The organism is Streptomyces sp. NPDC001889 (assembly GCF_053594535.1).
The window spans coordinates 60,171-83,869 of the sequence record NZ_JBSFER010000032.1; the positions used below are offsets into that span (position 1 = coordinate 60,171).

Below are 23,699 nucleotides of genomic sequence, written 5' to 3' on the forward strand. Positions count from 1 at the left end.
GACATACATCTGTACGTACTATTACCGGCCACGTCAGTAGGGCAGGCCGCTCAGCAGTACGGGGGAGTCACATGCGTCATTTCGGGCAGATTTCGACTGCCGCCCGCGAACGGCTGTTCCATCGGCAGCCCGCCGAGTTCACCGCCGCGTCCTCGCCGAGGATGCTCGCGGCCGCGCTCGGGGCCACGCTCTACAGCCCGGCCAACCGGCCCAGGCTCGCCGACGACGTGCGCAAGCAGATCGCCAGCGGAGTCGTCTCCATGGTCCTCTGCCTGGAGGACTCCATCGACGACGCCGACGTGGAGGAGGCCGAGGAGAACCTCGTCCGCCACTTCGCCGATCTCGACGCGCGCGGCGGGGAGCTGCCGCTGCTCTTCATCCGGGTCCGCGAACCCGCCCAGATCCCCGATCTCGCCCGGCGCCTCGGACCCTCCGTCCGCAGACTGTCCGGTTTTGTACTACCCAAGTTCACGGAGGAGCGCGGCGTCCCCTTCCTGGAGGCCCTCACCGCCGCCGAGGCCGCCACCGGGCACCGGCTCTTCGCCATGCCCGTCCTGGAGTCACCGGAGCTGCTCCATCTGGAGACCAGGACCGAGACCCTCGCCGGTATCGCCCGCACCGTCGACAAGTACCGCGACCGGGTGCTGGCGCTGCGCCTGGGCGTCACCGACTTCTGCTCCGCCTACGGACTGCGCCGCTCGCCGGACATGACCGCCTACGACGTCCGCATCGTCGCCGCCGTCATCGCCGACGTGGTCAATGTCCTCGGCCGGGCGGACGGCACCGGTTTCACGGTCACCGGCCCCGTCTGGGAGTACTTCCGCCTCCAGGAGCGCATGTTCAAGCCCCAGCTGCGGCGCAGCCCCTTCCTGGAGGTCCGGGCCGAGGCCGTGCGCACCGCGCTCATCGAGCACGACCTGGACGGCCTCCTCCGCGAGATAGCACTCGACCGGGCCAACGGGCTCACCGGAAAGACCTGTATCCACCCCTCCCACGTCCTGCCCGTCCACGCGCTCTCCGTCGTCAGCCACGAGGAGTACAGCGACGCCCAGGACATCCTGCGCCCCGAGCGCGGCGGCGGCGGGGTGCTGCGTTCCTCCTACACGAACAAGATGAACGAGGTGAAGCCGCACCGGGCCTGGGCCGAGCGCACCCTGCTGCGCGCCGAGGCGTTCGGCGTCGCCCGCGAGGACATCGGCTTCGTGGAGCTGCTCACCGCGGGCCTCTCCGGCACCTGACACACCCGGTGAGCGGCGAACGGTGAACGGTGAACGGTGGACCGTGCGGGCGGCACCCCGCAGCACGAACGACGAGAGAGAAGAGACGGTCACGGTGGTCTGGTCCGGAACATGGGTCGCGCGGCGCCTCGGCATAGGGCTCGAAGGGGACGAGCGGCTCCCCGCCCTGCTGGGCCTCGCCCTGCGGCGCAACCCCAAACGGGCGCATCTGCTGGTGTCGAATGTGCTGGGCAAGCATGTGCCCCAGTCGCCCGCCGTGGTGTACGAGGCGGGCCGCGGCCTCGGGGTCCGGGTGCGGGAGCTGCTGGGCGACGAGGAGGCCGCCCGCGCGGTGGTCCTCGGCTACGCGGAGACCGCGACCGGCCTCGGCCACTCGGTGGCGGACGGGGTGGGGCTCGCGCCGTATCTCCACTCCACCCGCCGTCCGGTCGCCGGGGTGGAGAGCGCGGGCGGCTTCGAGGAGTCCCACTCCCACGCCACCTCGCACCTCCTGCTGCCCGACGACCCCGGTCTGCTCTCCCGGCAGGGCCCGCTGATCCTTGTCGACGACGAGTTCTCCACCGGCAACACGGTCCTCAACACCATCCGTGAGCTGCACCGGATAGCGCCGCGCGAGCGGTATGTGATCGTCGCGCTGGTCGATGTGCGCTCCCCGGCCGACCGGGGCCGGCTGACGGAGTTCGCCGCGGAGATCGGCGCGCGCGTGGAGCTGGTGACGCTGATGTCGGGCACGGTCAGCCTTCCCGAGGGGGTGCTGGCGGCCGGGCAGGCGCTGGTCGCCGAGCACGAGCGGGACGAGCCGGCCCCCGGTCCTGCTCCTGGTCCTGCTCCTGGTCCTGCCCCCGGCCCGCTCGCCGGCCCGCTCACCGGCCCGCTCACCGGCCCCGGCGGGGTGCGCCGGGTCGCCCTTGACTGGCCCGCCGGGCTGCCCGACGGCGGTCGTCACGGCTTCCTCCCCGCCCACCGGCACCGGCTGGAGTCGGCGCTCCCCGCCATGGCCGCCCGCCTCGCCCACGCCCTCGACCTGCCCCCGGCCCCGGGCGCTGCCCCCGGCACGCCCCCCGGGGCGGAGGCGCCGGCCCCGGGCACTCCCGGTGCCGACCCGGGCACGGACCCGGGCGCGGACCCCGGTGCGGACCCGGGCACGGGCCCCGGTGCGGCCCCCGGGGCGGAGCCCCCCGCCCGCGTCCTCGTCCTCGGGTGCGAGGAGCTGATGTACGCGCCCCTGCGCCTCGCCACCGCCCTGGAGCGGCTCACCTCCGCCGAGGTGCGGTACTCCACCACCACCCGCTCACCCGTCCTCGCCGTCGACGACCCCGGCTACGCCATCCGCACCCGGCTCGTCTTCCCCGCCCACGACGGCCCGGCGGACGGCCCCGGCGAGCGGTACGCCTACAACGTCGCCGGCGCCGGGTTCGACGCGGTCGTCGCCGTGGTCGACTCCACCGCCGACACGCCCGCGCTCCACGCCCCCGGCGGGCTGCTCGACCGGCTCGCCGGCCACACCCCGCGCCTCGTCCTCGCCGTCGTGCCCAGCCACGTACCCGAAAGGGCCGCCATGCCGTCCGAGCCGCCGTCCGAGCCGCCGTCCGGCACCCTCCCCGGCCCGCTCCGGGGCCCCGCGTTCTCCTCCTACGCCGCCGACGAGGTCGGCTGGCTGCTCCAGGACCTCTCGGACACCGAGCTGGAGGCCCCCACCGAGGAGCGCGAGGAGGCCATCCAGAGCGGTGGCGCGCACTACGCCGAGTCGCTGCCGGTGGAGTACCAGCCCAGCGAGGAGTACCAGCGGCTGTTCCGCACCGCGCTGGCCGGCTCCGCCGCCCGGATCGCGCGCGCCGTGGGCACGGTCACCGAGACCGTTCTCGCCGAGCGGGAGTCCGAGCGCCCCGTCCTCGTGTCGCTGGCGCGGGCCGGCACCCCCGTCGGCATCCTGATGCGCCGCTGGGCCCAGTGGCGGCACGGCCTGGAGCTGCCGCACTACGCCGTCTCCATCGTCCGGGGCCGGGGCATCGACGCCAACGCCCTGCGCTGGCTCCGGCTCCACCACGACCCGGCGGACATCGTCTTCGTCGACGGATGGACCGGCAAGGGCGCCATCACCCGGGAGCTGAGCGCCGCCCTCGCCGCGTTCGAGGGCTTCCGGCCCGAGATCGCCGTCCTCGCCGACCCCGGCGGCTGCGTCCGCACCTACGGCACCCGCGACGACTTCCTCATACCCTCGGCCTGTCTCAACTCCACCGTCTCCGGGCTGGTCTCGCGCACCGTCCTCCGCGCCGACCTCGTCGGCCCGGACGACTTCCACGGCGCGAAGTTCTACCGCGACCTCGCCGCCGTCGATGTCTCAGGACACTTCCTCGACACCGTCGCCGCCCGCTTCTCCGAGGTCGCCCCGGCCGTGGAGGCCGAGGCCAAGGAGATGCTGGCGGCGGACCGGGCCCCCACCTGGGAGGGCTGGGCGGCCGTCGAGCGGATCAGCGAGGAGTACGGCATCCACGATGTGAACCTGGTCAAGCCGGGAGTCGGCGAGACCACCCGGGTGCTGCTGCGGCGCGTCCCCTGGAAGATCCTCGCCCGGGCCGGCGCCGGCGCCGACCTCGACCATGTGCGGCTGCTCGCCGATCAGCGCGGCGTTCCCGTCGAGGAGGTCGGCGATCTCCCGTACAGCTGTGTCGGGCTGATCCACCCGCGCTTCACCCGCGGCGCGACCGGCGCCGACGGCACGGCGGTGACGTCCCTGTGAGCACCCCCGTGACCCCCCTGGCGAGCGGTCCCGTGAGCACCCCCCGCCCCGCCGCCACCCTGGTCGCGAGCGATCTGGACCGTACGCTCATCTACTCCGCCGGGGCCCTCCAGCTCACCATGGCCGACGCGGACGCCCCCCGGCTGCTCTGCGTCGAGGTCTACCAGGGCCGCCCGCTCTCGTATGTCACCGAGGAGGCGGCCGGTCTGCTGCCCCGGCTCGCCGCCGAGACCGTCTTCGTCCCGGCCACCACCCGCACCCGGGAGCAGTACGGCCGCATCCACCTCCCCGGCCCGCCCCCCGCGTACGCCATCTGCGCCAACGGCGGCCACATCCTCGTCGACGGGGAGTCGGACCCGCACTGGCGGCGGCAGGTCGCGGGCCGGCTCGCCGACGGCTGCGCGCCGCTCGCCGAGATCCGCGCCCATCTGCGGGCCACCGCCGACCCGGCCTGGCTGCTGAAGGAGCGCACCGCCGAGGAGCTCTTCGCCTATCTGGTGGTCGAGCGGGCCCTGCTGCCCGAGGGCTGGGTCAAGGAGCTGGCCGACTGGGCCGGCGCCCGGGGCTGGTCGGTCTCCCTCCAGGGCCGGAAGATCTACGCCGTACCGAGGCCGCTCACCAAGAGCGCGGCCCTGCGCGAGGTGGCCCGCCGCACCGGTGCCGAGCGGATTCTCGCGGCCGGGGACTCCCTCCTCGACGCCGATCTGCTGCTCGCCGCCGACCGGGGCTGGCGGCCCGGCCACGGCGAGCTGGCGGACAGCGGCTGGAGCGCCCCGCACGTCGGGGCGCTGGCGGAGAAGGGCGTCGCCGCCGGCGAGGAGATCCTCCGGCGGTTCCTCGCCCCCTGAGGCGGCGGCACAGTGAGCATGGCCGCGGGCATGACAGCGCCCCCGGGACCGGCGGAGAGACGGCCGGTCCCGGGGGCGCTGTCATGCCCCCGTGCTCATTTGCGCCGGCTGCCCGCTCCCGGCTTGAAGACCCGGACCCCGATGAACGCCACGACTCCGATGACCGCGAACACCAGCACCACCTTGGAGTAGGTGGAGACATAGCCGGTGACTTCCGTCCAGTTCTCCCCGAGCAGATACCCGGCCATCACGAAGATCGTGTTCCAGATCGCGCTGCCCAGCGTGGTCAGCCCGAGGAAGATCGGGATCGGCATCCGCTCGACCCCGGCCGGCACCGATATCAGTGACCGGAAGATCGGAATCATCCGACCGAAGAACACCGCCTTCGTGCCGTGCTTGTTGAACCACGCCTCGGTCTTCTCGATGTCCGAGACCTTCACCAGCGGCAGCTTGGAGGCGATGGCGATCGTCCGGTCACGGCCGAGCAGCGCCCCCACCCCGTACAGCGCCAGCGCGCCGATCACCGAGCCGGCGGTGGTCCACAGCAGCGCCGCGTACAGATTCATCTTCCCGGTGCTGGCGGCGAAGCCCGCCAGCGGCAGGATGACCTCGCTCGGCAGCGGAGGGAAGAGATTCTCCAGGGCGATGAGGATGCCGGCCCCCGGCGCCCCCAGGGTGTCCATCATGTCGGTGACCCAACCCGGAGCACCGCCCTCAGCGCCCGCAGCGCTGCTGATGATCATGGAATGCATGCCTTTCACGGTAGAAAACCGCAGCTGAAGAGAGGCTGAAGAGGTCCGTAGACTTCCTTGCGGTGTACCCCAGTGTGCGGGACGGAACGAACGGCTAGGTTGCCGGTCATGAATGGGACGGGGGAACGAGGAACCGGTCGAGCGGTCGCGGTGCGCGGCGCGCTCTGCACGGCGGGGCTGGCCGCAGGGGCCGTCACCGCCGTACTGGAACTCATTCTCGCGCTTCTCACGGGGCTCGCCGCACTTCCGGTCGCCGCCTGGCCCCGGGCCCGCCGGGCGCTGCCGCGCCGTCTGGGACCGCTCGCCCGCCGGGTAACCGGGATCGAACTGCGCCGTCTCGCCCGGTTCCGGCTCTCCCCCGGCCGCGCCCCCGTGCCGTACGACGACCTCCGCGCCGCACGCTACGCCCTCGCCCGCATCCCGCTCGGCCTGCTCGGCGGTTTCATTCTGTCCTGTCTGCTCACCGGGCTGTCCTGGATGCTCTTCGCCCTCTTCGGCTGGTTCGTCATCGGGATCGATTATCCGCTGGAAGTGATCGCCACCGGCCTCCTGGGGGTCTTTGTCGCGATCCTCTGCGCCCAGGGCGTCCACGGCACCGTACTCCTGGAGGCCTGGCTCGTCCGCCGCCTCCTCGGCCCCGGCCGCCAGGACGCGCTGGAGCGGCGCATCGCCCAGCTCGCCACCAGCCGATCCGAGGTCATGGACGCGGTCAACGACGAGCGCCGCCGTATCGAGCGCGACCTGCACGACGGCGTCCAGCAGCGTCTGGTCGCCCTCGGCATGCTGCTGGGCCGCGCCCGCCGCAGCCGCGACCCCCAACGCGCCGACCAGCTCCTCCTCCAGGCCCATGAGGAGAGCCGCCGCGCCCTGGTCGAACTGCGCGAGGTCGCCTGGCGCGTCTACCCGACCGTCCTCGACGAGGCGGGGCTGCGCGCCGCCCTGGAGACGGTCGCCGAACGCACCCCGCTGCCCGTGCGGCTGATCTGCGAACTGGCCGAGCCGCCCGGCAGACAGGTGGAGACCGTCGCGTACTTCGTCGTCTCCGAGGCCGTCACCAATGTGGTGAAGCACTCCGGGGCCACTCGGATAGCGGTGGAGCTGCGCGGCGACGGCGGGACGCTCCGGCTGCGGATCGAGGACGACGGCGCGGGCGGCGCCGACCCCACCGGCGGCGGGCTCACCGGACTCGCGAGCAGAGTCGCCGCTCTCGACGGCCGGTTCGGGGTGCACAGCCCGGCCGGCGGACCCACCACCATCACCGCGGAGCTGCCGTGCGCATCATGCTGGCCGAGGACTCGACCCTCCTCAGGGAGGGGCTGATACGTCTGCTCGCCGAGGAGGGCCATGAGGTCCTGGCGGCGGTCGGCGACGCCGAGCGGCTGCTGGCGGCCGTCGCGGGGGAGCGCCCCGATGTGGTCGTCGCCGATGTCCGGATGCCCCCGACCCACACCGACGAGGGGCTCCGCGCGGCCCTGGAGATCCGCCGCCGCTGGCCGGGGGTGGGGGTGCTGGTGCTCTCGCAGTACGTGGAGAAGCGGTACGCCACCGAGCTGCTGACCTCGGACTCCGGGGGCGTCGGCTATCTCCTGAAGGACCGGGTGGTCCAGGTGGACGAGTTCCTGGACGCGCTGGAGCGGGTGGCGCGGGGGGAGGCGGCGTTCGATCCCGATGTCGTACGCCAACTGCTGACGCGCGGCAGCCGCACGGACCCGCTCTCCCGGCTGACGGCCAGGGAGCGGGACGTGCTGGCGGAGATGGCGCAGGGCCATGCGAACGGGGCCATCGCCGCGCGGCTCCATGTCTCGCAGAGCGCGGTCGAGAAGCACATCAACGCGATCTTCGAGAAGCTGGGGCTGAGCGGGACGCCGGGGTACTCGCGCAGGGTGCTGGCGGTGCTGCGGTACCTGGGCACATGAGACGCGCGCGTCCCGCGCGGCGGGCGGGGTCAGCCGCAGCAGCCCCCGCCGCAGCAGCCACCGCCTCCGCCACCGCCGCTCGGCGCGGGGGCGGGCCCGGTGCTCGACCCGCCGACGGCGACGGTGGAGAGCAGCCGGACCGTGTCCTGGTGACCGGCGGGGCAGACGGCCGGGTCGGCGGACCGGGCCATGGGCCGGTTCACTTCAAAGGTGTCGCCGCAGCTGCGGCAGCGAAAGTCATATCGGGGCATGGCGCAAGGCTACGCGTTCCGCCCCGGGGCGCGGCAGGGGCCGCGGGCCCGGGATCACGGCTTTCCGGCGACCCGGTCCTCCCTGATCCGCTCGACCACGAGGGCGGCGGCGCGCCGGACGGCCTCGGTCTCGGTGAGGAAGTGCCAGTAGTCGGGGTGGCGGCCGTCGAGCCCGGCGACGGCCCGGTCCAGCCGGGCGACCGCCTCGTCGAGCGGACGGGCGTGGCGGGGATCGGGGGTCTGCCGCCCGGTCATCGCGAGGCGCTGGGCGTCGCGCACCGCGAAACGGGTGCGCTCGATCTCCTGCCGGGGGTCCTTGGCGACGGCGTTGAGCTGCTGAAGCCGGTCACCGGCGGCCGAGACGGCCTCGTCGGTGCTGTTCAGCAGGGCTCGTACGGTGCTGAGCAGGGCGGTCGCGTCGGGCCACCGCTGCTCGTCCCGGGCGGTGGCGGCCTCGCGGAGCTTCTCCCCGGCCTGGCGCAGACCGCGCGCGGCCTGCTCGGGCACGGGCTGGAGATCCTGCCAGCAGGCGGCGGAGAAACGGCGCCGCAGCTCGCTGAGGACCGGCTCCACGGACTCGGTCCGGGTGGTGAGGGCCTCCGCGCGGGTACGCAGCGACACCAGCCGCCGGTCGATCTCGGCGGCGCGCTCGGGGAGCCGCTCGGCCTCGGTGCGCACGGCCTCGGCGTCGCGCAGCACCCGGTCGGCGCGGTGCAGTGTCCCGGGGACGCCATGGCGGCCGGCGCCCTGGTTGAGCTTGGTCAGCTCGGGGGCGAGCGCGGCGAGCCGGGCGGCGAGATCGTCCGCCCGCATTCCGGAGCCGCGCACCGTGTCGAGAGCATTGCTCGCGGAGAGGAGCGCCGCTCGCGCCCGCTCCACGGCCGGCGCGAGCCGGGCGAGCTGGGTCTCCGCCGTGTCGAGCAGCGGTCCGAGCCCCTCGGCGAACCGGTCGAGATCGGCCTTCACCCCGGCCAGCTCGTCCTTCGCCCGGTCCAGCTCGTCGCGGGCCCGGGAGGCGGCGGCGGGCTCCAGGTCGTCCCGGTCGAGATCGTGCGCGTCGACGGCGGTGATGTAGTGGTGGCTCACCTCGTCGATCCGCCGGCCGAGGGCCGCGAAGCCGTCCACGGCCCGCTGTGCCCGCGGGGTGCTGTCCACGGCCGTGATCGTCTCGATGGAGATCCGCAGCTCGCGCTGGGCGCTGTCCAGCTCGTAGAAGGCAGCGGCGGCAGCGTCCTTCGCGGCCTGCGCGTCGGCCCGCCGGCTCTCGCCCCGCCCGCCGAACCAGCGCCGCGTACCCCCGCCGGTGAAGGAGCCGGCGAGGACGGCCACCGCCAGCGGAACCGGCAGCAGCACCAGGGCCAGGACATCCCGGACGCCACTCGCTGTCGCTCTTGCGTGCGGCTGCGTGTGTGTCGCCGTCACATCCCTCTCCCGTGCTGCGTCGCCGTACCCGGTACATTCTCCCACCTGGTACCGACGAACACACGGGCCGATTGGTTCGCGGCCCCGCCACCCGGCCGCCCTACTCGGCGGTGCGCACCTTCACCGAGCCGTTGTCGCTCGTCGCGGTCACCGCGTTCCGGCTGCCGTCGTCGGTCGGTACGCCGATGTCGACCGAGCCGTTGTCGCTCTTGGCGCCGACGTCGTACGGGGCTCCGGCGCGCGGCAGCGCGATCCGGATGTCCCCGCTGTCGCTGACCGCCTCCACCCGCTCGGGCACCGCCCCCGCCCCCAGCCCGATCCGGATGTCCCCGTTGTCGGACCGGGCTCGCACGGTGCCGGCGGTGACCCCCTCGGTGGTGATGGTGCCGTTGTCGCTCACGAGGTCGAGTGCCCCGCTGGTCCTCCGCACGGTCACATCCCCGTTGTCGGTCTCGATCCGCAGCGGCGTCCGGAGCCCGGACGCGGTGACACCCCCGTTGTCGTCGATCACGGTCACGGCGACCTCGCGCGGCACCGTCACCCGGTGCAGCCCCTGGCAGTCCGTGACGACGCCGGAGCACTTCACCCGCAGCACCAGCCGGTCCCCCGTGAGCCGCCACGACGCCTCGGGCCCGCTGCCGGCGAAGACCCACCCGTCGACCCGCCGGGTCACCTCGACCTTCTCGACATCGGCGGCGACGACCTCGACGGCCGCGTTGTCGCTGTCGATGGTGAGCCTCTCCCCGGCGAGCGCGAACACCTTCCGCTCCTCGGGAGCGCTCTCCGCGTCGGTACTCCCGCACCCCGCCACCGCTCCGGCCAGCAGCCCCCCGCCCACGAGCGCCACCACCCCCCGGCGGACGCGCCCACGACGACGGTGCTCACGACGACGCTGCTCACGACGGAGTCGAACAAGGCTCCCGGCCATTGGTGATCATTCCCCCTGCTGGTTCCCGCGATGTCCCCTCACGCTAGAACCCCACCCACCCGCCGACGATCCGGCCGGCCACCGTCTCGTTGGTGGGGCCAGCCCCCCTCTCCCACGCCCGCTTCCCGCCGCCGCCCGGGCCGGGGGAACGGGTTTGCGGGGCAGGGCCGTCCGGCATGTACGCTGTTCCCTCATCCACGGGTGCGTAGCTCAGGGGTAGAGCGCTGCTCTTACAAAGCAGATGTCGGCGGTTCGAAACCGTCCGCGCCCACGGTGTCTGAACAGGCAAAACCCCCCGGACCAAGGTCGGTCCGGGGGGTTTTCTTGATCATTCAGAGGATTTTTGGGAGATCGTCCCGACGGCAGATCATTCCCTCGCCCCCGACCCCGTCGCCACCGTGCTTCCAGACGGTCCAGACGGTCCAGCCGGTGCCGCCGCATCTCGGGCGTGACGCGCTCGTACCCGCCCTCGATGTCCTTCGGCACCCACCCTCCGTCGTCGCGAACCGCAGCGCGCGGTCGACCCGGTCCTCCTTCACCCAGGTGTCGCGGGTGTGCCGTGCGCCCCGCGTCGTGAACCCCGGCGGGACCGGAGCCCAGGCGGTCGGGGACCGCTGTCGGCTCTTCGCGGGGCGTCGGGGGCTTGGTCACCTCCGTGGTCACGGGCCCATCGTGGCGGACCCACCGCACCCATGAGGCCCGAACCTGTCAACACGAAGGTGCCCCACGGGTGTTGGGGAGGATTCGCCGTTCCCCGCGCCACAGGAGGGGGGTACGTTCTGAATGTCCAGGTCAGAACAGGAGCCCTCATCATGCCTCTTCCTGCCCATGAGCACATTGGTACTCGCGTGCGGATCGCACGCAACGCAGCCGGCCTCTCACAGGTGCAACTCGCCGACTTCCTCGGCCGAACCGAGTCCTGGATGGCCAACGTCGAGTCGGGTCGGCAGCCCCTCGACCGGTACTCCGTCATCACCGCCATCGCCGATCAGACCGATGTGGACGTGGTCTGGCTCCTCGGGCAGCCCTATCGACTTCAGCACCACAGCGGTGCCATCGCCCACGCTCACATCCCGGCCCTCCGTGCCGGCCTCCGCCGAGCAGGTCTGATCCTGTCCGGGCACCCGGGCCTGAGGCAGCACGGAACATCGATCCCCGGGCTGGCCCAGATGCACGCCGCCTCCTGGGAAGCCAACAGAGCCCGTCAGGCCGCCAATCTCCCGCGCCTCGCGAGCCTGCTTCCCGCCATGGTCGAAGACCTGAACGGCGCACTCCTGATGGCCGAAGGCGGCATCCGCGAGGAATCGCTGCGGCTCATGGTCGACGCCGCCCGTACCGCCCGCATGTGCCTCAACAGCCTCGGCTATCCCGATCTGGCCTGGTCCGCTGCCGAGGTCGCCGCCGGAGCAGCGACTGCCCTGGATGACCCGATCACCAAGGCGGCTGTGGCGTGGGACCGTTGCGGGGCGCTGCTCCATCAGGCGTCGCTGACGGAGACTGTGGTCGTGGCGGAGGCCGCTCTGCGGGACCTGGAGCCGATCGCCGCCGCGCCCCGTCCGCCATCCGCCGCTCTCGCCATGAGGGGAGCCCTGCATCTGCGGTGCGCCATCGCCCACGCACGTTCCACACAGGGCACGGCCGCGTGGGCGCGGCTGGGCGCAGCGCTCGAAGACGCCGATCGGTTGGGCGCCGAGTTCTACGACCTGGAATCTCAAACGGTGTTCGGCCGGGGCACCGTGGCCGTCCACGCCGCCGAGGTGGGTGTGGAGGTCGACCAGCCCGAGGCCGGGCTCACCACCGTCCCGGAGGTGAACATCTCCACGGTCCCGAGCCGCGAGCGCCGCACTCACTTCGCCATCGATGAAGCCCGGGCGCTGCACCGCATGGGACGCAACGCCTCCGCGGTGACAAAACTCCGGTCGGCCGCCTCCGCCGCCCCGCACTACGTGTTCGGCGACCCCATGGCCCGGGCAGCGGTGGCGGATATGGCGCGCGTCGGTGTCCCCTCACAGGCGGCAAGTCTGTCGTTCCTGGTCAGGAACATGGAGCTGGTCCACTGATCACCCCAGCGAACGTCCCCTAGAAAATCTAGGGGACGCGCCCCACCTGCTGCCTCACCCTCGGATCGTCACGCAACGCATTCAGACGATCACCAGGGAGCGGCGATGGGGCCGATCGAGACCCGAGACGCGGTAGAAGCTGCGCACATCTACACCCACACGCTGGGGTGGCCGCTCGCACTCGGCCACCGTCACCGGCCCCGCTCGGGCTGCACCTGTGAAAGCGCCGACTGCTCCACGCCCGGCGCCCATCCGATCCCGGGTGCGCCCGCTGCTCAGAACGACATCATGGAGCGACTCCGGGAATCGCCCGGAGCCGCCCTCATCGCGACCACGCGGTACACCTTCGACGCGCTCGTACTCCCCAGAAGTGTGGGCATGGACATGATGGTCCGCCTCGATGCGGAGGCACCGGTACCGATCCCCTGCCTCCTGATGGGAGACACCACTACCGCGCTCCTCGTGCTCCCCGGCACCGGCCGCTCCGCACTCGGCCCGCGATCCCAGGGGGTGACCGACGTACGATCCGGGCCCCACGGCTGGATTCCTCTGCCTCCGTCCCACCTCGTCCGGTGGGACACTCCGCCGATCTGGGGAGGTCAGCCCGTGCGGCTCCTGCCTGGCGCGGATGTGAGGTCGCATCTGAGCAAGGCAGTCGCCAGGGGGGGCCGGTGATGGACACGCAGGCGTGGCGAGCCAGTCTGGATGCCGCCGAGGCCGCAGTTCGCGCGATGCGGACGGCCCTCGCGGACCTCGGTGTCCCTGAGGAGACCTGGCGCCAGGTCGCCCCGGTCGTGACGCGCGGCGGTGGCGCGTACGTCTCCCTCGGAGCGCCCAGCGCGGAGATCACGGAACAGATCGCCGAGGCTCTGCGTACCGCCGCACCCCACCCCCCGGCCGGCGACGACGCCGCTCCCTTCCGGGCGTTCCGGCGGCCCGCCTCATGACCACCCCCACGCCCCGCTACCTGACCCCTGAGTGCCGGCAGGGCGAATGCGGCCTCTGCCCCGGCCCCGGTGAGCTGCGGCTCACCAGCCAGGGCCCCGGCGAGCGCCCGCTGCTGACTCTCCAGTGCGAGCACTCCTGCCACGCCCGGGGAGCGAGGATGCCGCGGTGGCTCGGCACGGGCTCGGGCCCGGGGGCGATGATCCCGGCACCGAAGCCGCCGCTGTGAAGCGCCGTCAGGGCCGGCACCGCAGCGAGGCAGCCGTGGAGGAGGCGCGGGTGATGTCGGTCGCCGTCCTCGGGCTGATCGCGGTCGCCGGCCACCTCTGGTCCATCGGCGAGCAACTGCTCACCGAGGACCGTCCACCGGCTCCCGCGTCGGCCCCGGACGACATCCGGCATGGGGCCGACACCCCCTGATCGAGCCGGACCGACGAGGGGGCGCCTCCGACGGACCGGCGCGCTCAGTGACTCCGGGATGCGGAGTGTCAGCTCCAGTTTCACTCGGCGGAGTGGTGGGCGTCGTCCGGGGCTGATGCGGGGCCGGGCGGGCGGTCATCGGCCCGGAGTTGAGCCGCTGTCTCCCCTCCGTGACCGATCATCGAGAGGACGCAGATGGTGGCGACGACCCAGGCGCCGAAGTCGTCGGGTGGGCGGGTGATCCGCTGGGTGTGTGGGAACCAGGGCATCAGGTCCGCCTCTTCCGGGGGTGGCGGACATCGGTGGTGCCGGTGCGGGTTCCGCTCTTCTCGTCCGCCTGGGCCTGGTCGACGTGGGCCCGGGCGGTGTCCTCGTTCAGGTTGGCGGGGAGCGGGTGGGTGACGGGGGTGAGGCGCACCCGGCGGGTGCGGTGGGCGTGGCTCTCCCAGGCGTCGGTGATGCCGGGGACGGGCAGCCGGGTCTGGTGGATGTCGAGGAGCCATGCCTCGTCATGACGTGGAACGGTGAGGGACGGGTGGACGGCGGGCGTGTACCCGTCGTCGGGCCAGATGGACAGACCGGCGACGGCCAGCTTGTGCCACGCGTCCACGAACCCGCCCCGGGGCTTCGTTCACTTCAAGCAGCAGCGTTTCTCTGTCGAATGGGGCAGCAGTTGGCGATCTTGAGGCTCGTGGACGACCAGGAGAAATGACGGCAGTGAGACGCGGAAGCGTGTCGCGGTGTTGACGCGTTGGCCGGTCTGGCCGTGTTGATTAATACGGACGCTCGGGTGCCACCACTGACATGATCGATGCATGAAAGTACTTGTGATCGGGGCGACCGGAACGGTCGGCAGTGCTGTCGCCGGCGCGTTAGAGCATTCCCATCAGGTCGTGAAGGCTTCGCGTCGCGGCCCGGTGAAGGTGGATCTGGAAGATCCTTCCTCTCTGGACGCGCTCCTCGGTGAGGTGCCAGACCTCGACGCGGTGGTGTGCTGTGCCGCCAGCGGCCCGCTGGTGGATGTGGCGTCAGTGACGGATGACGAGTTCGCGGCCGGAGTGCGGGGCAAGCTCTTGGGGCAGGTTGCGCTGGCCCGGCGAGCCGTGCGTCATCTTCGCGACGGCGGTTCCGTCACGCTGACTGGAGGCACCTTCTCCGCTCCGCTTGCCGGCGGGTCGCTGGGCGCTCTCATCAACTCCGGTCTGGAGGGCTTTGTCGGCAATGTGGCTGGTGAGCTGCCGCGGAGCCTGCGCATCAATCTCATCAGCCCCGGATGGATCAAGGAGACTCTGGAAGGCATGGGGGTGGACTCGGCTGACGGTACTCCCGTCTCCGAGGTGGCCCGTGCGTATGTGGAGGCCGTGGAAGGAACAGCGCAGGGCCAGACCATACGTCCGTAACTGCCAGGTGAGGGCGGCGGGCCGTCGGGACAGAACCCGCAGGAGTCAGCCGGCCGCGGCAGGCTCTTCTGCTCGGGCCCGTGTGCTGGCGAGGCAGTAGGAGTCGGTGCCGGTCTCGATGATCGTGCCGTTGAAGGTCAGGCGGTCGACGATGGCTGCGCAGAGGCGGGGGTCCGTGAACGTCTTGGTCCAGCCGCCGAAGGACTCGGTGGAGGCGATCGCGACGCTGTTCTTCTCCTCGCGTCCCGGGTGCCCCGGCCTGCCCGGGGGCGTGGCTCAGGACTGCGCCGGGGGCGCGAGGGTGGCGGCGCCGGTCAGCAGCAGCTGCTGGCGCGCGCACCGGAGCATGCGGGTGGCGGAGCCGGGGTCCGCCGCCGTCGGCGCGGAGTCCGCGGGAGCGACCAGCAGCCAGGGAACGGACCCCGTGACGTCCGGCTCCACCCATGCCCTGACCAGGAGACCGCGCTCGGGCAGGTCCTCCGGCTGGCGCACTCGGACCGCGATCTGCCGGAGTTCCCGCGGCGGGGCGGGCGCCCGCGCGACGACGAAGCGGCGTCAGCCCTGCGGGGTGCCCTTCTCCCGCGCGGCGCGCTCCCTCTTGGCGCGGGCGATCCGCTCGGCGGACACCCGCTTCCGGGCCTCCGCGCTCTCCAGCTCGTACCCGACAGGGGTCACACCGAAGTTGCAGGTCCCGCACACGTAGCCACCGCGAGGGCCCGCCAGGCCGGAGAGGTTGTGGCAGTTCTCGCACCGTACGCGGTGGTACGTGAAGCCGCCGGGCTGGGGTTCGCGGGACGTGTGGCAGGCCGGGCAGACCCACTGATCGCCCCGCTGCTCCAGCGACGCCCCACAGCCGGGGCAGTTGGCCTGAGCCATGCGACACATCCCATCCGGAGGCCGGCACCGAGTGCCCAGTCTCCGCCAGGAGCGCCGACTTGACCACCGGCGGTCAAGCACGTGAGCTGACCGACGCCGGCTGATGAACCGGCGGGGCAGGCCCCGTCCCGGGACTTTCCGCCCGCAGGTGTCGCTCGCGCACGAGCGGGAGCCCTCTGTCGAGATCAGTGGGGGCTTCGTCGCGCTCCCGGCGACGCGGGTGGTGCCCAGCCCGCCGGGCGCCACCCGCGAGCTTTCACGGCCGTTCAGGCTGTCTCCGGGAGTTTGGGCGGGGCCGCCACCACGGCAGCGGTCGCCATGCCGTTGTGATCGAGCGAGATCGGGTCCAACTCCACACTTCGGATGAGAACACCCGGGAAGTGCTCGAACCGGCCGATCGCTTCCGCGATGGCATCGGTGAGGGTCCCGGCGGAGAAGTGGCAGACGAACCGAGCCCAGTCGGGCCCTTCCGCCAGGCTCATGAGCCCGTCGTTCAAACAGTCGAGCCGGCCCAGCGTCTCGTGCTGCTCCGGAGTCAGCGGGTCCCGCATGAGCAGGCTGAAGCGCCACTCACGCATGGCCGCGATGGGTTCGGGTGAACTCGTCAATGCTCTTCGCCTCTGTTCCTGGGCTCCTGGGGGTGCGTGACACCCGTACGCTCTCATCGCACGGACAACACACGACGAATCCCCACGTGTGCCCGTTCTGCTTGCGCGTCACCTTGAGGCCGCGCGCCGCCGAGTGGAAACCGGTGGGATGCCACTCGATCGGGGAAGCCTCGCTGAGCGGGGAGTCGATCACCGGCCATCTCTGGCCCATCGGTGGCCAACGTCCCCCCACCCCCGCGTCAGCCCCTGACGACACCCATCATGCGGCGGAGGGGCCCTGAGCGCGCCGGATCATCCGCGGACTCACGCACGCGTGACTGGTCCCGCACAAGAGCTGCCGGCGGTTCGAGGACGGCCGTGCCTCTCGCGATCAGCCTCCGGCTCCGCCCCCGGCATCTCCATCGGCCCGGGACCACCACCGATCGCTGCCGCACGGCGATCCGGCGGCCCGGCGGAAACCGCCCCTCCCGTGCGAGCGGGAGGGGCGTTTTTGTGCGCCGGGGGAGACTTGGGGCGGGTTTGCGGTGTAGTTGCCCGGAACCGGGGGCGTCGGGAGGGGAGTGCGGGGGTGTGGCCGGGCATTCATTCTTCGGTCGGTACCGGTGGAGGAGAGAGAGGACAGTGCCATGGAGCCCTGGACGCTGAGCGAGTGCGACCACGAGTGGGTCGGGTGGAGCGAGAAGCAGCGGTGCCGCAAGTGTGGTGCCACGCAGCGCTGAACCCGCGTCGATGATGGGAGGGCGCCGGGTACGGTGCCCTCGCCCGTGAGGGGAGGAACCCATGTCCGAGCGCGTCGACTGGCATCGACTCCCTTTGGCGCTCCGGGTGGCCGTGGAGCGGGAGACCGGGGCGGTCACGGCGGCGGTGGTGGTCGTGGAGGGGCTCAACTGCTCCCTCGCGCTGGCGGTTCACACGGAGCGGTACGGGCGGCTCTTCCTGAAGGGCGTGCGGGAGGACGACACGGACGGGGTCGCCGCGCTGCGGTGCGAGGTGGCGCTGAACCGTACCGTCGCGGGGGTCGGGCCGGTGATCCGGCACAGCGTGCGGGCGGCGGGGTGGTTCTGTCTCGCCTTCGTCCACATCGACGGCCGGCACGCCGAACTCGGGCCCGGTACGGGCGACCTGGCGCGGGTCGCCGCCGTACTCGGCCGGATGGCCCTGCTGCGGCCCCCGCCGGGCGTGCCCGTGCCGCGCCTCGTGGAGCGGTTCGCCGCGCATCTGCTGGACGGTGAGGCGGAGCGGCTCTCGGGCGGCACCCTGCTGCACACCGACACCAACCCCCACAACATCATGGTCGGCCACGCGGGCGGGGAGTCCTATGTCATCGACTGGGCCATGCCCGCCGTCGGCCCGGCCTGGGTCGACCCCGCGTACACGGCCGTACGGCTCCTGGAGTGCGACCAGCCGGCGGAGGTCGCGCTCGCCTGGCTCGCCGGCTTCCCGAGCTGGCGGGCGGCCGACCGGGCGGCCGTCGAGACCTTTGTGGACGTGACGTGCCGGCACTGGACCGCCACCGTCGGGGAGCGCGGGGCCGAGCCCAGCAACGCCCGCTTCCGTGTGCTGCTGGGCCGGGTCTGACCCACGGGCCGGTGGGCCGGTGGACCGGTCGGCTGGTGGAGGGCCCGGCGGCCTCACGCGTCCAGCCAGGAGCGCCGGTCGCGGGCCACCGCGAAGATCTCGGCGACGCGCTCCGGGGTGAGGGCCCCCGACAGACAGGCCAGGGCGGAGACCTGGCGGTCCTGGTAGATCCGTATCCCGGCGCCGGACGAGGTCACCCGCAGCTCGGTCACGCCCACGAAGACCAGGACCGGCTCGACCGGGATGTCGAAGCCGCAGAACCGCTCCAGGACACGGCGGACCCGCCGGGCCTCGGCGCGGCTCCTGGCCGGGTAGGGGCGGGGGCGCCCGCCCGCGATCCGTACCGCGTCGTCGCCGACCTCGACGGCCTTGCGGTCGTGGTGCTTGGTGTTGACGCAGAAGACCCCGCCGGGACCGATCAGCAGATGGTCGATGTCCACGTCGCGGGGGAGCGGCACCGAGTGCAGCACCTGCCAGCCGTGCCGCCGGAACCGGTTCAGCTCGGCCCCCACCCGGCGCTCGCCTGCCAGGCCCTTGCGCCAGGAGTCCCAGGTGGAGGGGCGGCGCAGAAGGCGGGCGAGGGCGCGTTCCAGCAGGCCGGGGCCGGATGCGGCGAGCAGGGCGCGCAGGGCCGCGCCCGGCGGGTGGGCGCTGAGGTCGTTCTCCGGGGTCAGGGGAGGAAGGGGCAGCCGGGGGCGGGGGGACCCGGGGGCCGCGGCGGGGGCGCCCGGGGTGTGCCGGGCGAGCGCGTCGAGGACCGCGTCGCGGTAGCTCGGCCGCAGCAGCGTGATCCGGCCGGTCCCGCGGTCCGCCCAGGCGACCGCGGTGCCGTCCGGCAGATTCACATAGAGGCGGTCGTGCCCGAACCGCTTCCACGAGGTGACTCTCAGCTCCTCCACCGGACCGGACCCCCTGTGCCGTAGCGTTCCGTGCCGCTATGGCAGCAGCCCGGCACCATGGCTCACAAGACCGCGTCCGAGGCACACTGAAAGCATGTGCCGCAGTATCAAGACCCTCCGCCCGCCCGTCCTCCCCGAAGAGGCCACCGAGGACGACATCCGCGCCGCCGCACTTCAGTACGTACGGAAGGTGTCCGGTTTCCGGGCGCCCGCCGCGCACAACCGCGAGGTGTTCGACCGGGCCGTCGACGAGATCGCGGAATCCACCCGTGCGCTCCTCGACGGTCTGGAGATCCGGGGCTCCGGCCACGCCCGCACCCCCCACACGGCAGAAGCCTGAGACCACGGGTCTCAGGACGGGGGAGGGACGGGAGCGGCTCGCTCAGGCGTCGGCGCAGGCCGCCGCGGGAGCCGCGGCCGGTGTTCGCCGCATGACATAGGCCGCGAGCGCGCCACCGGCGAAGAGCGCCAGTACGGAGACCGAGGCGCCGACCCAACTGGCGCCCAGCCACTGGCCGCCGAAGTAGCCGAGCCCCACGCTGTATCCGGCCCAGGCCACACCGGCCAGGGCCGACCAGGGCAGGAACTCCTTCACCTTGCGGTGGGCCGCCCCCGCGCCCAGCGAGACCACCGAGCGGCCGGCCGGCGCGAAGCGGGCGATCACCACCAGGGCGCCGCCGCCCCGGTTGAGGGTGGCGCCGAGCCGGGCCTGTGCGCTGGTGAGCCTGCGGGACTTGGCGATGGCGCGGTCGAAGCGGTCCCCGCCGCGCCGGGCCAGCCGGTAGGCGACCAGATCGCCGAGCACGGAAGCGGTGGCCGCGCACAGCACCAGGACCAGCAGCGAGGGAACCTCGCGCGGCACCTGGTCGGCCGCGCCCGCGACCGTGGCGGTGGTGGTGCCGGCCGCGGCGGCGGTCGCCGCCGTGATCACCAGCACTCCGCTCGGCAGCACCGGCAGAAAGACGTCGAGGAGTACGGAGAGGGCCACCACCGCGTAGATCCAAGGGCTGCCGGTCAGCGGCCCCAGACTCTCTAGCACCTTGACTCTCCCCGTTTTCGTGGACGTGCCGCGACGTTGGAGGCGGTCGGTTGTGGCGGCGGTAACAGCTGTACAGCGTACGCCGGAGGTTTGCCGAGAGATCACCCGGGGGTCGCTGATGTTGTGATCATCACTTTCTTCCCTGAATTCCCGCTTGTGCGCCGCCAGGCCGCGTCACAGGGCGCCGGCGGGAGGGGGCCGGGTGGCCACAGGGCGGAGCGCCCGGACCCGCGGTGGCGGATTCGGGCGCTCCGGATGTGCTGTGCGCGCCCGGGCGTGGGGGGACGGGCGCGCGGTGATCAGGCGGTGACACCCGCCGACTGCCGCTCCTCGCTCGGGGCGGTCCGCCGGGCGCTCTCCTTGTTCTGGCTGTTCCGGTTGTTCCGGTTGTTCCGGTTGTTCTGGGAGTTGCCGCTGTTCCGCGAGCCGAACAGCTTGTCCAGGGCGAGGGCGCCGGGGCCGGTGAAGACCAGCAGCAGGAAGGTCCAGCAGAAGAGCGCCGCGGCCTCGCCGCTGTTCTCCATCGGGAAGAGGCCCTCCGACTGGTGGTTGACGAAGTAGGCGTACGCCATCGAGCCGGAGGAGATGAACGCGGCGCTGCGGGTGCCGACGCCGAGCATCACCAGTCCGCCGCCGACGAGCTGGATCACCGCCGCGTACCAGTTGGGCCAGGCGCCGGTCTCGACGGTGCCGCCGCCGAAGACGCCGAAGAGCGAGGCCGCGCCGTGGCAGGCGAAGAGCAGTCCGATGACTATCCGGAATGCTCCGATCACATACGGCTGGGTCCGGTCGAGCTGGGAGGTCAACGAGGTGTTGGCCATGGGGGGCTCCTGTGTGTGGGGGGTTGCGACTGCTGCCCCCAAGCTAGGGAGACCCGAAATTACTTGCAAGTTCAACATTCGATTGAGGGGTGTTTCTCATCCGAATCTCATACCGGCCCGTCCGGAACCGCCCCTCCCGGGACCCCGCGCGGCGCTGCCCGCCCCGCCGGGGGGGCACGGGCTCAACCCCCGCTCAGCTCCCGCTCAACCCCCGCTCAGCTCCCGCTCGTCCACGGTCACCAGCCGCCGTCTCTCCGCCGGCCCGCCCTTCCCTCCGTCCGTCCGCGCCTGGTCCAGCCGCAGCCGGGCCGCCCGCCCCCGCAGCGTCAGCGTCATCAACTGATTGCCGAACCACGGACCGCCCGTGCGCTTCCAGTGCACCGGCGGCGGCTCCGCGCGGGCGTGCCGGGCCAGCAGCCGTCCCCACGCCCTGCTCACCCCGCTCCAGCCGAAACGGAATCCGACTTCGAGCACGCGCGGGATGGAGTTGTGCACGGGGGAGCAGGTCAGCTGGAGCACCCGGGACACCGGCCCGCCCGGGCCGCGCCAGGAGGGCTCGGCGATGTACGCGTGGTGCACGTCGCCGGAGAGGACGCAGATGGTCGCCGGCGCGTCGGGACCGCTGCCGGCCTCCGAGATCAGCCGGGCCAGCTCCGCGAAGGAGTCGGGGAAGGCGGCCCAGTGCTCCAGATCGGCCCTTCTGCGGATGCCCTCGCCGAGCCGCGCCCAGCGCTCGCCCCGGTCGCCCCGGCACAGCGCCGCGTTCCACCCCTCGGCGTCGTGGATCAGCGGAGGGAGCAGCCAGGGCAGCGAGCTGCCGATGAGGAGATGATCGTACGAACCCGGGTCGGCCAGGGCCTGTTCGCGCAGCCAGCGGGCCTCGCCGGCGTCGAGCATCGCGCGGCGGTCCTCGTCGAGCACCCGGGCGGCCCGGGTGTCGGCCATCAGCAGCCGGGTGCGGCCGAAGTCGCGGCGGTAGCTCCAGCGCACGGCGGCCGGGTCGGCGTCCGCGAGGGCGGCGAAGGCGCGCAGGTCGTCGGTGCCGTCCTCGGCGGCCAGGACCGCCGCGAACAGCGGGTCCGCCGCCAGCTCGGCGGGGGTGAGATTGCCCAGGTGCTGATAGACCCAGTACGACATCAGCCCGCTCAGCAGCCGCTCCCGCCACCAGGGCTTCTCCCGCATCCCGGCCAGCCAGGCGGCGCTGGTGTTCCAGTCGTCGATGAGGTCGTGATCATCGAAGATCATGCAGCTGGGGACGGTGGAGAGCAGCCAGCGGACCTCGGGGTCGAGCCAGGACTCGTCGTACAGCCGCGTGTACTCCTCGTAGTCCGCGACCTCCGCGCCGGGCGGGCGGTCCAGATCGCGGCGGCCGGCCAGCCAGGCGCGGGTGGCCCCGGAGACCTCGTCCGCGTACACCTGGTCGCCGAGGAGCAGCAGCACATCGGGGCGGTCGGCCGACGGGTCGGCGGCGAGCCGGGCCGCGAGGGTGTCCAGCGCGTCCGGGCCCACCGGGTCGTGCTCGCCCTCGGGCTTGGCCGCCCAGCGGCAGGAGCCGAACGCGACGGTGAGCGCCGTGTCCGGTGCGCCGGGGACCGTGATCGTCGAGGGCGGGAAGCCGGAGTCCGGCAGCGGCCAGACCCGGTCGCCGTCGAGGAACACCTCGTACGCCGTGGTGGTGGCGGGGGTCAGCCCGGCGACCGTCACCAGCGCGTAGTGGTGGCCGGCGATCCGGAAGGTGGGGGCGGAGCCGCCCGCGCCGTCCGCGCAGCGGACCTCGGCCGTGCACGCGCGGCCGGTCTCGACCCAGACGGTGGCGGTGCCGCCGCCCTCCGCGCCGGCGTACCGCAGCAGTGGTCCCAGGCGAAGCCCGGCCGGCTCGGTCATGGTCCGTCCTCCTCCGTCGCCCCGTACGGTACGGAACGACGGAGGAGTGCGGCGGGTTCCGGCCGGGAGTGTGTCAGCAGCCGTTCAGGGTGGACTGGAGGGCGTTCTTCTCGGCCTGGTCGAGGGTCATGGCGTAGTGGTGCTTCACCTGGACCCACATCCGGGCGTAGGCGCAGACGTACGAGGTGCGCGCGGGGAGCCATTCGGCCGGGTCCTTGTCGCCCTTGGCCTGGTTGACGTTGTCGGTGACGGCGATCAGCTGCGGGCGGGCGAGGTCGTTGGCGAACGCCTGCCGCTGTGCGGTGGTCCAGCCGCCGGCACCGGAGCGCCAGGCCTCGGCGAGCGGCACGATGTGGTCGATGTCGACATCGGACGCGGCGCTCCAGGTGGCTCCGTCGTACTCGGAGTACCAGCTGCCGCTGACCGCCGCGCAGCTGCTGTTCTGGACCACGTTCACACCGTCGCGCTTGAGGACGACCTCGCGGGTGTTGCAGGCGCCCGACTGGGTCGACCAGTGGGGGAACTTGTCGCGGCTGTAGCCGCTGGACGAGCCCTCGGCCCGCACGGTGAGCTGGGCGAGATAGGCGCGCGCGGTGGCGGCGCTGACCGGGGTGGGCGGGGCGGCCTGGGCGGCGGGGGCGGTGGCCAGCAGTCCGGTGACGGCGAGTGCGGCGGTCGCGGCGAGGGCGGTGACGCGCCGGGTGGCCCGGCCGGTGCGAGGGGTGCGGCCGGGGTGGTCGTGGCCGGTGTGGTGCGGACCGGCGGGGCGACGCGCGTAGATTCCGGGCATGCGAACTCCTGTGTCCTGGAGGGGGTGTGGCCGTCGGCTGGCACGGCCAGGCTTGCGGGGCCCGGTGTCGGCGCGGTGGGCTCCAGATAACAGGGTGACGACATGGACACGACAGATCAAGTGTTCTGATGGACGGACACATTCCGGTGGAGGGGCGGAGGTTGCCGGTGCGGCGCCCGGGGAGCGGCCGGGCGCCGTGGGCACGGCCCTCCCACGGCGCGCTGAGGAGTCCGCCCATGTCCGACGAGGTCTTTCTGATCGACGGCGCCCGCACGCCCCAGGGC

The 23,699-nt window shown here is 72.7% G+C and carries 26 protein-coding genes, 1 tRNA gene and 1 pseudogene; 13 read left to right on the plus strand and 15 right to left on the minus strand.

Translation table 11 applies throughout. The features are described from left to right. Positions 1-71 precede the first annotated feature (71 nt). The 3 genes from ACWCRA_RS31280 to ACWCRA_RS31290 all read left to right on the plus strand — a co-directional run bounded on the left by ACWCRA_RS31280 (position 72) and on the right by ACWCRA_RS31290 (position 4,826). The gene (locus tag ACWCRA_RS31280; RefSeq protein ID WP_351548633.1) at positions 72-1,238 is read left to right on the plus strand and encodes an HpcH/HpaI aldolase/citrate lyase family protein; all 1,167 of its coding nucleotides are present in this window, start codon (positions 72-74) and stop codon (positions 1,236-1,238) included. 94 nt (positions 1,239-1,332) lie between these two features. Further along, positions 1,333-3,978, plus strand: a complete 2,646-nt coding sequence (locus tag ACWCRA_RS31285; RefSeq protein ID WP_451069179.1) for a phosphoribosyltransferase domain-containing protein — start codon at positions 1,333-1,335, stop codon at positions 3,976-3,978. Positions 3,979-4,010: 32 nt separating this feature from the next. Then, positions 4,011-4,826: an HAD family hydrolase gene (locus ACWCRA_RS31290; protein ID WP_351548639.1), complete on the plus strand. Its 816-nt coding sequence runs from the start codon at positions 4,011-4,013 to the stop codon at positions 4,824-4,826. A 95-nt stretch (positions 4,827-4,921) separates the two neighbouring features. On the opposite strand, the gene ACWCRA_RS31295 is transcribed toward ACWCRA_RS31290, so the two are convergent. Further along, entirely contained in the window at positions 4,922-5,569 is a 648-nt protein-coding gene (locus ACWCRA_RS31295) for a DedA family protein (RefSeq protein ID WP_351548679.1), read from the minus strand. A 117-nt stretch (positions 5,570-5,686) separates the two neighbouring features. Here ACWCRA_RS31295 and ACWCRA_RS31300 point away from each other — a divergent pair, with 117 nt between their 5' ends. Both ACWCRA_RS31300 and ACWCRA_RS31305 read left to right on the plus strand, forming a co-directional pair. Further along, positions 5,687-6,898 (plus strand): sensor histidine kinase, encoded by a 1,212-nt coding sequence (locus ACWCRA_RS31300; RefSeq protein ID WP_351548642.1) that lies wholly within the window; start codon positions 5,687-5,689, stop codon positions 6,896-6,898. Then, positions 6,850-7,494: a response regulator transcription factor gene (locus tag ACWCRA_RS31305; protein WP_351548644.1), complete on the plus strand. Its 645-nt coding sequence runs from the start codon at positions 6,850-6,852 to the stop codon at positions 7,492-7,494. Before ACWCRA_RS31300 ends, ACWCRA_RS31305 begins: the two co-directional genes overlap by 49 nt. A gap of 29 nt (positions 7,495-7,523) precedes the next feature. Here the strand turns inward: ACWCRA_RS31305 and ACWCRA_RS31310 are convergent, their stop codons facing one another. The 3 genes from ACWCRA_RS31310 to ACWCRA_RS31320 form a co-directional block, all read right to left on the minus strand. Further along, complete coding sequence (locus ACWCRA_RS31310) at positions 7,524-7,745, minus strand: FmdB family zinc ribbon protein (protein ID WP_351548646.1); 222 nt, start codon at positions 7,743-7,745, stop codon at positions 7,524-7,526. A gap of 54 nt (positions 7,746-7,799) precedes the next feature. After that, positions 7,800-9,167, minus strand: coding sequence for a hypothetical protein (locus ACWCRA_RS31315; RefSeq protein ID WP_451069166.1), 1,368 nt, complete (start codon positions 9,165-9,167; stop codon positions 7,800-7,802). Between the two features lie 100 nt (positions 9,168-9,267). Then, on the minus strand, positions 9,268-10,005 hold the full coding sequence (locus tag ACWCRA_RS31320; protein WP_451069167.1) for a DUF4097 family beta strand repeat-containing protein: 738 nt from the start codon (positions 10,003-10,005) through the stop codon (positions 9,268-9,270). 289 nt (positions 10,006-10,294) lie between these two features. Here ACWCRA_RS31320 and ACWCRA_RS31325 point away from each other — a divergent pair. The 5 genes from ACWCRA_RS31325 to ACWCRA_RS31345 all read left to right on the plus strand — a co-directional run bounded on the left by ACWCRA_RS31325 (position 10,295) and on the right by ACWCRA_RS31345 (position 13,520). Then, positions 10,295-10,366 (plus strand) — tRNA-Val (locus tag ACWCRA_RS31325). 577 nt (positions 10,367-10,943) lie between these two features. Then, positions 10,944-12,155 (plus strand): helix-turn-helix domain-containing protein, encoded by a 1,212-nt coding sequence (locus tag ACWCRA_RS31330; protein WP_351548655.1) that lies wholly within the window; start codon positions 10,944-10,946, stop codon positions 12,153-12,155. A gap of 674 nt (positions 12,156-12,829) precedes the next feature. After that, entirely contained in the window at positions 12,830-13,102 is a 273-nt protein-coding gene (locus tag ACWCRA_RS31335; protein ID WP_451069168.1) for a hypothetical protein, read from the plus strand. Further along, entirely contained in the window at positions 13,099-13,329 is a 231-nt protein-coding gene (locus tag ACWCRA_RS31340; protein ID WP_451069169.1) for a hypothetical protein, read from the plus strand. Before ACWCRA_RS31335 ends, ACWCRA_RS31340 begins: the two co-directional genes overlap by 4 nt. Beyond that, the gene (locus tag ACWCRA_RS31345) at positions 13,326-13,520 is read left to right on the plus strand and encodes a hypothetical protein (RefSeq protein WP_451069170.1); all 195 of its coding nucleotides are present in this window, start codon (positions 13,326-13,328) and stop codon (positions 13,518-13,520) included. Before ACWCRA_RS31340 ends, ACWCRA_RS31345 begins: the two co-directional genes overlap by 4 nt. Before the next feature lie 80 nt (positions 13,521-13,600). Here ACWCRA_RS31345 and ACWCRA_RS31350 read toward each other — a convergent pair whose 3' ends face one another. Both ACWCRA_RS31350 and ACWCRA_RS31355 read right to left on the minus strand, forming a co-directional pair. Continuing rightward, positions 13,601-13,789 (minus strand): hypothetical protein, encoded by a 189-nt coding sequence (locus ACWCRA_RS31350; protein ID WP_451069171.1) that lies wholly within the window; start codon positions 13,787-13,789, stop codon positions 13,601-13,603. Further along, entirely contained in the window at positions 13,789-14,130 is a 342-nt protein-coding gene (locus ACWCRA_RS31355; RefSeq protein ID WP_451069172.1) for a hypothetical protein, read from the minus strand. Before ACWCRA_RS31355 ends, ACWCRA_RS31350 begins: the two co-directional genes overlap by 1 nt. Positions 14,131-14,335: 205 nt before the next feature. Between ACWCRA_RS31355 and ACWCRA_RS31360 the strand changes: the two genes are divergently transcribed. Then, positions 14,336-14,920: a short chain dehydrogenase gene (locus ACWCRA_RS31360; RefSeq protein WP_451069173.1), complete on the plus strand. Its 585-nt coding sequence runs from the start codon at positions 14,336-14,338 to the stop codon at positions 14,918-14,920. Between the two features lie 45 nt (positions 14,921-14,965). On the opposite strand, the pseudogene ACWCRA_RS31365 reads toward ACWCRA_RS31360, so the two are convergent. The 4 genes and pseudogenes from ACWCRA_RS31365 to ACWCRA_RS31380 all read right to left on the minus strand — a co-directional run. After that, a pseudogene (locus ACWCRA_RS31365) lies at positions 14,966-15,163 on the minus strand (ATP-binding protein); the annotation flags it as partial. Between the two features lie 33 nt (positions 15,164-15,196). After that, complete coding sequence (locus tag ACWCRA_RS31370) at positions 15,197-15,412, minus strand: hypothetical protein (protein WP_351559523.1); 216 nt, start codon at positions 15,410-15,412, stop codon at positions 15,197-15,199. Between the two features lie 63 nt (positions 15,413-15,475). Then, positions 15,476-15,796 carry a hypothetical protein gene (locus tag ACWCRA_RS31375; protein ID WP_351559521.1) on the minus strand — a complete coding sequence of 107 codons (321 nt, stop codon included), beginning with the start codon at positions 15,794-15,796 and terminating at the stop codon, positions 15,476-15,478. 266 nt (positions 15,797-16,062) lie between these two features. Then, entirely contained in the window at positions 16,063-16,374 is a 312-nt protein-coding gene (locus ACWCRA_RS31380; protein ID WP_451069174.1) for a hypothetical protein, read from the minus strand. 810 nt (positions 16,375-17,184) lie between these two features. Here ACWCRA_RS31380 and ACWCRA_RS31385 point away from each other — a divergent pair. Beyond that, on the plus strand, positions 17,185-17,982 hold the full coding sequence (locus tag ACWCRA_RS31385) for a phosphotransferase (protein WP_351559515.1): 798 nt from the start codon (positions 17,185-17,187) through the stop codon (positions 17,980-17,982). A gap of 53 nt (positions 17,983-18,035) precedes the next feature. Here the strand turns inward: ACWCRA_RS31385 and ACWCRA_RS31390 are convergent, their stop codons facing one another. Further along, positions 18,036-18,881: a nuclease-related domain-containing protein gene (locus ACWCRA_RS31390; RefSeq protein WP_351559513.1), complete on the minus strand. Its 846-nt coding sequence runs from the start codon at positions 18,879-18,881 to the stop codon at positions 18,036-18,038. Positions 18,882-18,975: 94 nt separating this feature from the next. Here ACWCRA_RS31390 and ACWCRA_RS31395 point away from each other — a divergent pair, with 94 nt between their 5' ends. Next, positions 18,976-19,221, plus strand: coding sequence for a DUF2277 domain-containing protein (locus ACWCRA_RS31395; protein ID WP_451069175.1), 246 nt, complete (start codon positions 18,976-18,978; stop codon positions 19,219-19,221). 42 nt (positions 19,222-19,263) lie between these two features. Here ACWCRA_RS31395 and ACWCRA_RS31400 read toward each other — a convergent pair whose 3' ends face one another. The 4 genes from ACWCRA_RS31400 to ACWCRA_RS31415 all read right to left on the minus strand — a co-directional run bounded on the left by ACWCRA_RS31400 (position 19,264) and on the right by ACWCRA_RS31415 (position 23,415). Then, positions 19,264-19,920, minus strand: a complete 657-nt coding sequence (locus ACWCRA_RS31400; protein WP_351559510.1) for a DedA family protein — start codon at positions 19,918-19,920, stop codon at positions 19,264-19,266. A 299-nt stretch (positions 19,921-20,219) separates the two neighbouring features. After that, positions 20,220-20,726 carry a DoxX family protein gene (locus tag ACWCRA_RS31405; protein WP_351559531.1) on the minus strand — a complete coding sequence of 169 codons (507 nt, stop codon included), beginning with the start codon at positions 20,724-20,726 and terminating at the stop codon, positions 20,220-20,222. 219 nt (positions 20,727-20,945) lie between these two features. Then, a complete protein-coding gene (locus ACWCRA_RS31410) occupies positions 20,946-22,625 on the minus strand; it encodes an alkaline phosphatase D family protein (RefSeq protein WP_451069176.1) in 1,680 nt (559 codons plus the stop codon). Between the two features lie 73 nt (positions 22,626-22,698). Next, positions 22,699-23,415 carry an HNH endonuclease family protein gene (locus ACWCRA_RS31415; RefSeq protein WP_351559506.1) on the minus strand — a complete coding sequence of 239 codons (717 nt, stop codon included), beginning with the start codon at positions 23,413-23,415 and terminating at the stop codon, positions 22,699-22,701. Positions 23,416-23,699: the final 284 nt, after the last annotated feature.